The sequence below is a fragment of the Streptomyces sp. NPDC050535 genome (genome assembly GCF_044457665.1).
Lineage (GTDB): Bacteria > Actinomycetota > Actinomycetes > Streptomycetales > Streptomycetaceae > Streptomyces.
The window spans coordinates 555,990-562,242 of sequence record NZ_JBITHE010000004.1 but is presented as its reverse complement, the minus strand read 5'-3'; the positions used below and the strand labels follow the sequence as shown (position 1 = coordinate 562,242).

The following is a 6,253-nucleotide window of genomic DNA, read 5'->3' as shown; positions in this document are numbered from 1 at the left end:
GCGTCGGGGGTGGGGGGGGGGGGGGGTGGGGGGCCCCCCCCCCCCCGCCCCCCCCCCCGACCCCCCCCCCCCCCCCCCCCCCCCCCCCGCCGGGGCGGGGGGGGGGGGGGGGGCCCCCCCCCCCCCCCCACGACGGGGCAGCCATCCGCGAGGAGCTGATCGCGTGCGATCCCGAAGCACGCAGACTCACGTACACATTCTTGACCAGCCCGTTTCCCGTCACCAACTACTGTGCCACTGTGGAGGTGTCCGAAACGGGCGCCGCCTCCTGCCAGGTCACCTGGACCGCGACATTCGAGCCGAACGACCCCGCCGACGGCCCACGACTGAGGGCCCTGTTCGCAGAAGATGTATTCCGAACCGGAATCGAAGCGCTGAACCCTGCGGACATCGGGCTTGAAAGCATCACCGCACCCTGACGTGAAATTCTCTCGAAGAGAATTCGAACGTGGAGGCCGAAGACCCCTCGCATGCGATCGAATATGAATGGCTGTGATGCGGTCCCGCCCGCAGGAGTGTCGCTGGCGGCTGTTGCTCAGGTGGGCTGTGCTCTGCGGCTGTTCAGCGTCGTCGGCGCGAGCCCCGCCACATCCCACGCCCAGCAGTACTCCGCGAGCGTGTCCTGGTAGAGGGCCTGCTCCGCCTGCCGGACGCTCGCACGGGTTGCGGGCTCCTGCGCCCTGGAGTGTCAGCTGCGCAAGCCCCCGCGACCCGGGATGTTCCGCAGAAGGTTCTTTTGGCCCTGGGGTGGACGGTCTTGGGGGGCGTTGACCGGCGGTGGTGGGGGCTGTGGTCGGGGTCTTGCGCACTGTGGTGAGGGGGGGGTGAGACCGCAAAGTGATGTGCCTGGTGGGGGTGCCGTGGTGGGGTCTGGCGAGAGCGAAACGGGGGGCGTCAGCCGTCGGGCGCCAGCGGAATAAACGATTCCATTGCGGCACCAGTCGTACGAGTGGTCATTTCGCCAAGGCGCTGTCCGGTCGTGCGGAGATGCGGTGATGTGGGGGTGACCTCATGTCTTCCCGCCGCCGATCGAAGTGCCACCCGCACTGGTGGGGGCGCTTCGACGTGCGCGATCACGAAGGAGTGGCTTTGACCGCAGAGCAGGACACCGAGCAGACGCTGGGCACCCTGACGCTCGGGGGCGCGATCGCGACCGCGCCTCCCTTGCCCTACCCGGTTCCGGACCCGGACGAGAAGTGGGAGCTGCGCAACGGGTTCGCGTGGGTCTACTACGGCGAGGGCTCGACCGGTATCGAACGACCGGTCATCATGGCCGACGGGTTCAACCTGGGCAGGAGCGACCTGGCCTGGCTCTACACCGGCCTGAACCGCGACTACCCGCTGCTGACCAAGCTGAAGCAGCAGCGCAGGACCGTAGTCCTGCTGGGCTTCGAGGAGCGCACCGCCTCGATCCTCACCAACGCCGAGGCCGCCCGGGAAGCCATCCTGCGCACCCTCGGCGAGCGGCAGGACGACAGCCCGCTGACGGTCGGCGGGTTCAGCATGGGCGGCTTGATCACCCGCTACGCCCTGGCCCACCTCGAGCGGCAGCGCATCCGGCACGAGACGGCCGTGTACTTCTCCTACGACACCCCGCACCGCGGTGGTGTGATCCCCATCGGGATCCAGGCGTTCGCCCACTTCATCCCGACCCTGCCGGGCCAGGAGGTGAACGACTTCGCCAAGCAGATGAACAGCCCGGCCTCCCGGCAGATGCTGTGGCGGCACTACAACAGCGAGGACGGCTCCATCCGCCAGGATCCGCTGCGCACCGAGTTCCTGGAGGCCCTGGAGCGGGTCGGGGGCTGGCCCCAGATCCCCCTGAAGATCGCTGTCGCCAACGGCACCGGCAACGGCACCGGCCTGGACATCCCGGCCGCCCAGATCGCTCTGAAGAGCGCCGGCCCCAGGGTCTTCCCCGGGACCACCTTCTACGCCCAGGCCCGCGGCAACGTCATGGTCGCCCAACTGGAGCGGACCTTCCCGCGCGCCTCGAAGACCATCAATACCAGCGGCTTCCCGGAACTCGACGGCGCCCCCGGCGGCACCCTGGACTCCTACAAGATCATCGCCGACGCCCTGGAGGAGAAGGGCGGCACAGCCGACCTGCGCCACCCCACCGTCTGCTTCGTCCCCTCGGTCAGCGCCGTCGCGATCCGTGACATCGACCGCCAGGACGACCTCTACGTCAACATCGACAAGTGCGAGCCGGCAGAGAGCGAGCTGGACGACTACCTCTGCTCCTCCACCACCACCGCCCACACTCAGATCACGGCCGAACTCTGCGAATGGATCCTGAGGAAGCTCCCCGAATGATCCCACCGCGGGCCGGCGGGGCGCGGCCGGTCGGTACCGGCCAACGCGTCATCCGGTGCGCGCAGCCGCTGCAATGAACTCCCTCCCTCCCTCGCTCCGGCCCGGAGCGAGGGAGGGAGGGACACATGCCCGCGGGCCGTGCGGGAGGCTTCTGCGGTGCGGCGGGACTGGCAGCGGCCGCCGGGAATTCCCCGTGTGCGGCCGGCACAGAGGTGCTGCCCGGTAGCGATACAGCGGGTCAGGTCGGCACTGCCATCGAAGTGATGACGGTGTCCGACGCGGTAGCGCTTCGTTCCTCTCATGTGGCGGTCGTGGGGATCGCCGATCATGGGAAGAGCGCTCCTCGATGACGCAGCCCGTTCGTATCGTGTTCCGCTCCGCACTGCGTGACGCGCCCGCCACCGGAGAGGGGCTGCGGGTGGCGCTGGGCCAGGGCCAGGGGCCGGTCGGCAGCCTGGCAGCGGTGCGGCAGAACATGGACCGGCTGGTGGAGGTCACCGCTCTGGCCGCGGCCTACGACTGCCAGGTGGTGGTGTTTCCGGAGAAGTACACCACCGGCTACGCCATCGACCCCGGCCAGTGCCGGGAACTGGCAGAGCACCACGAGGGACCCTCGATCGACCGGGCTCGCCTGGCCGCGGCAGGATCAGGGTGCTGATCGCGGACGACCAGCACGTCGTCCGCAACGGGCTCATCCAGCTGATCGGCATTCTGGACGACGTCGAGGTGGTCGGCTCGGCCCGAGACGGCGCCGAGGCGGTGACACTCGCGGGGCAACTCCTCGCGGATGTGGTGCTCATGGACCTGAACATGCCGGTGACGGACGGTGTGGCGGCCACCGCGGCGCTGCGGGAACAGTTGCCTGATTGCAAGGTGCTCGTGCTGGCCACCTATGCCGACGACGCTTCCGTCTTTCCCGCCCTGCGGGCCGGGGCCCGCGGCTACCTCACCAAGGACGCCGAAGACGACACGGTCGAACAGGTCATCCACAGCGTGCACGACGGCCGGACCTGGCTCGACCCCGAAGTGCTCGTTCTCATCGCGCACGGCCTGTCCAAGGCGGAGATCTGTGCCCGGCTCGTCTCAGCCCGGCCACGGTGAAGACCCATATGAACCACATCTTCAAGGTCGCGGTGGCGAAGTACGCGTGGTCGGCCGGGATGCACACGGCTGGATGACACATGTGCGGTCAGGCGGGCCCAGCTTCTGTCTGATCACCATTGCGCACGGGGAGAAGAGCCCGCCAGCGTGAGCTGACGGGCCCTCATCCAGACCGAGTTGGCGGTGAGTGCCCGTTACGGGAAGCCGGGCCCGCCGCCGCAGCAGGCGACGGTTTCCGTGTGGCCGGCGTTGGCGAGTGGTGCTGCGGCGAGTACGGCCGTCAGTGCCACGAGCAGGCCGATTACGGTTTTGCGCATCACATCTCCTTGTAAGAAGGGGGAACCTGATCCAACCCCTGTACTGGTGAGTGCCCTCTACGGGTGGCCGGGCATGCCGCCGCAGCAGGCGGCGGTTTCGGTGTGGTCGGTGTTGGCGAGCGGCGTTACCGCAAGCACGGCCGCCAGTGCCATGAACAAACCCAACACGGCTTTACGCATTGTTTTCTCCTGACATTTGTTGGGGTCCGGTGCCGCTTGATGCGGTCACTGGTTCAGTGGTCCTCGGCGCGGACGAGGTCGGCGATGCCCTGGGTGAGCTCCTCCGCCTGGTCCTCCAGGTTCCATTTGCCGTCCTGGTAGGCGTGGTTGCTCACCCAGAAGACCAGGACGCCGTCGCGCAGCGACCTCGTGAGGTAGGCCAGCGACCAGTCGTTGCCGCCGTTGTGCCAGACGGTCCGTCCGTCGGGGGTCTCGCGGATAACCCAGCCGTATCCGTACGAGTCGTCCAGTTCGGGTATCCGTATGTGTGGCGCGAACAGCTTCCGTCTGGCCCGCTCCGGCAGCACCTCGTCGTCCGAGAGGGCTTGGTGCCAGCGGAACATGTCCTCGGCGGTGGAGAGCATGCCGCCGTTGCCCCGCAGGTGCCAGTACGGTCCGTCGGCGGCCCAGGGGTGGTCGAAGGGCCTGCCCTGGCTGCGTCCCTTGCTGTCGTACTCCACCGCGACCAGGTTCCGCGGCCACCGGGGCAGGACGTATCCGGTCCGCTCCATTCCGGCCGGAGCGAACAGGTGCCGGGCCAGGAACCGCTCGTATCCCTCCCCGGACGCCTCCTCGACGATCACAGCGAGCAGGCTGTACCCGGTGTTCGAGTAGTGGAACTCCTCTCCCGGGGCCGACCGCGGCTTCGATGCCAGCGCCTGCCGCACCAGTTCCGCGCGCGAGACGGGCTCGTAGTCGTCGCCGAGCGCTTCCACGAGACCCGAGGTGTGCGTGAGCAACTGGTCGATCGTGATGTCACGCTTGCCCTTGGGCACCGGCCCCAGGAACCGGCTGATCGGGTCGCTCACCCGCAGCCGTCCCATCACCTCCAGCTTCAGGATCGCGGCGGCGGTGAACTGCTTCGTGATCGACATGACGTCGTACACCGTGCGGCAGCTCGCCGGAGTGCCCAAGGAGCGGTCCGCCGCCCCGAAGCCTCCGCAGTAAGCGAGTTCGTCGCCACGTGCGGCGATCACGGTGCCACCCGCCCCGGCGGGCAGGACACGGTGGAGGAAGCCGGCGACCGACTCCCCACCACGCACCTTCGGGACGGCCGCGGCGGACCCGGCACCCGGCCGCCGGGCATCACCCTCCTCGGCGCACGCACCCAGCATCACCAGGGCCGCCAGGGTGGTGACGGCGGCGCGGCTGCGACGGCAGCGGAGCAGACCCATATGACCTATGACCTCCAACATCGGGAATCCGCAACGAGGTTGACCTTCGCCGCCGCCATTCCTCAAGCTGTCAGGGTGTTCGAGCTTGTGCGAGCCCATGTACGTCCAGCTCATCAGGGGGGACCATCGTCATGACCACCGCACCGCCCACACCGCCGGACACCGACGCGGCCGCCTTCGTCGCGGCACTGCGGCGGCTCAAGACTTGGTCGGGCCTGAGCTACCGCCGACTGGAACGCCACGCGGCGGACGCGGGCCACTGTCTGCCGTACTCCACGGCGGCGACCATGCTCGGCAGGGAACGACTTCCCCGCGAGGAACTCGTCGCGGCGTTCGTAGCGGCCTGCGGACTCCGAGGCGAGGAGGCGGAGGCATGGCTGGACGCCCGCACCGACATCGCGTGCGGTCCCTCACCCGCGGACGCCACGCCCACCAACATCGCACCCGCGGTCGCCGCACCGGCGCGCACCATGCCACGGCGGACGCGGTTGACACTCGTCGGCGCGGCGGCGCTCCTCACCGCGCTCCTCAGCGGGGCGACGGCGTCAGGCGTCTTCACCCACGACACAGAAGAGGTGCTGCAGACGCCGACGTCGGCTCGTTTGTGACGCATCACGGGCGAGGCGACACCTAGGTGTATTGCCCTGCGGGGTTGTTCACTCGGCTGATCGGGGGCTGGCCTCCGAGTGCAGTGTGGCAGCGGTGCTAGTTGTAGGTGTGGAGGAAGTCGGTCAGGGCTTGGGTGCGTTCGGCATTGCTGGAGTACGGGCGCACGTACGCCCGCTCGTCGAGCAGGGTGCGATTTAGGCGCTCGACCTTGCCGTTGGTCTGAGGACGACAGCGGCCGGCCAGTCCGCAACCCCGTTCGCCTCGCCCGCCTCCGACGGAGTTGCCGAGGTGATCGCCGCGTACCTCGCCGACGGCGTGGCAGACCGCAGCATGCGTGACGACCTCGACGCCATGGATGTGACCGTCGCGATCTGTGCCCTCCTTGGCACTGCCGGGCCAGACGACTCAGGAGAGCGCGCCAGAAAACTTCTGGACATGTTCACCGACGGCCTCGCAGCCCAGGCCGAGTGCAAGGACGGCAAAGCCTGCCCCGAACGCTCGCCACGATTCTGATTC

General features: G+C 68.7%; 9 protein-coding genes and 1 pseudogene. 6 read left to right on the top strand and 4 right to left on the bottom strand.

Features of this window, described 5'->3' with window-relative positions; translation table 11 throughout:
• Positions 1 to 143 precede the first annotated feature (143 nt).
• The 4 genes from ACIBLC_RS13075 (at position 144) to ACIBLC_RS13060 (ending at position 3,417) form a co-directional block, all read left to right on the top strand.
• Positions 144 to 419, top strand: coding sequence for an SRPBCC family protein (locus ACIBLC_RS13075; RefSeq protein WP_399210957.1), 276 nt, complete (start codon positions 144 to 146; stop codon positions 417 to 419).
• 670 nt (positions 420 to 1,089) lie between these two features.
• A complete protein-coding gene (locus tag ACIBLC_RS13070; RefSeq protein ID WP_399210943.1) occupies positions 1,090 to 2,316 on the top strand; it encodes an esterase/lipase family protein in 1,227 nt (408 codons plus the stop codon).
• A 346-nt stretch (positions 2,317 to 2,662) separates the two neighbouring features.
• Positions 2,663 to 2,974: a nitrilase-related carbon-nitrogen hydrolase gene (locus tag ACIBLC_RS13065; protein WP_399210941.1), complete on the top strand. Its 312-nt coding sequence runs from the start codon at positions 2,663 to 2,665 to the stop codon at positions 2,972 to 2,974.
• Complete coding sequence (locus tag ACIBLC_RS13060) at positions 2,968 to 3,417, top strand: response regulator transcription factor (RefSeq protein WP_399210940.1); 450 nt, start codon at positions 2,968 to 2,970, stop codon at positions 3,415 to 3,417. Before ACIBLC_RS13065 ends, ACIBLC_RS13060 begins: the two co-directional genes overlap by 7 nt.
• Positions 3,418 to 3,611: 194 nt before the next feature.
• Here ACIBLC_RS13060 and ACIBLC_RS13055 read toward each other — a convergent pair whose 3' ends face one another.
• The 3 genes from ACIBLC_RS13055 to ACIBLC_RS13045 are packed head-to-tail and all read right to left on the bottom strand — an operon-like array spanning position 3,612 to position 5,149.
• Positions 3,612 to 3,734: a hypothetical protein gene (locus ACIBLC_RS13055; RefSeq protein ID WP_399210939.1), complete on the bottom strand. Its 123-nt coding sequence runs from the start codon at positions 3,732 to 3,734 to the stop codon at positions 3,612 to 3,614.
• A gap of 57 nt (positions 3,735 to 3,791) precedes the next feature.
• Positions 3,792 to 3,914 (bottom strand): hypothetical protein, encoded by a 123-nt coding sequence (locus ACIBLC_RS13050; RefSeq protein ID WP_399210938.1) that lies wholly within the window; start codon positions 3,912 to 3,914, stop codon positions 3,792 to 3,794.
• Positions 3,915 to 3,967: 53 nt separating this feature from the next.
• Positions 3,968 to 5,149, bottom strand: coding sequence for a serine hydrolase domain-containing protein (locus ACIBLC_RS13045; RefSeq protein WP_399210937.1), 1,182 nt, complete (start codon positions 5,147 to 5,149; stop codon positions 3,968 to 3,970).
• A 110-nt stretch (positions 5,150 to 5,259) separates the two neighbouring features.
• Here ACIBLC_RS13045 and ACIBLC_RS13040 point away from each other — a divergent pair, with 110 nt between their 5' ends.
• A complete protein-coding gene (locus ACIBLC_RS13040; protein ID WP_399210936.1) occupies positions 5,260 to 5,736 on the top strand; it encodes a hypothetical protein in 477 nt (158 codons plus the stop codon).
• Between the two features lie 22 nt (positions 5,737 to 5,758).
• On the opposite strand, the pseudogene ACIBLC_RS13035 reads toward ACIBLC_RS13040, so the two are convergent.
• A pseudogene (locus ACIBLC_RS13035) lies at positions 5,759 to 5,965 on the bottom strand (integrase core domain-containing protein); the annotation flags it as partial.
• Positions 5,966 to 6,025: 60 nt separating this feature from the next.
• Here ACIBLC_RS13035 and ACIBLC_RS13030 point away from each other — a divergent pair.
• Positions 6,026 to 6,250, top strand: coding sequence for a hypothetical protein (locus ACIBLC_RS13030; protein ID WP_399210935.1), 225 nt, complete (start codon positions 6,026 to 6,028; stop codon positions 6,248 to 6,250).
• The last annotated feature ends 3 nt before the right edge of the window (positions 6,251 to 6,253 follow it).

Bases quoted from the DNA above. Each gene is read 5' to 3' on its own strand.
- ACIBLC_RS13055 (WP_399210939.1), bottom strand. From the start codon at position 3,734: ATGCGCAAAACCGTAATCGGCCTGCTCGTGGCACTGACGGCCGTACTC.
- ACIBLC_RS13065 (WP_399210941.1), top strand. From the start codon at position 2,663: ATGACGCAGCCCGTTCGTATCGTGTTCCGCTCCGCACTGCGTGACGCG.
- ACIBLC_RS13050 (WP_399210938.1), bottom strand. From the start codon at position 3,914: ATGCGTAAAGCCGTGTTGGGTTTGTTCATGGCACTGGCGGCCGTGCTT.
- ACIBLC_RS13045 (WP_399210937.1), bottom strand. From the start codon at position 5,149: ATGTTGGAGGTCATAGGTCATATGGGTCTGCTCCGCTGCCGTCGCAGC.
- ACIBLC_RS13040 (WP_399210936.1), top strand. From the start codon at position 5,260: ATGACCACCGCACCGCCCACACCGCCGGACACCGACGCGGCCGCCTTC.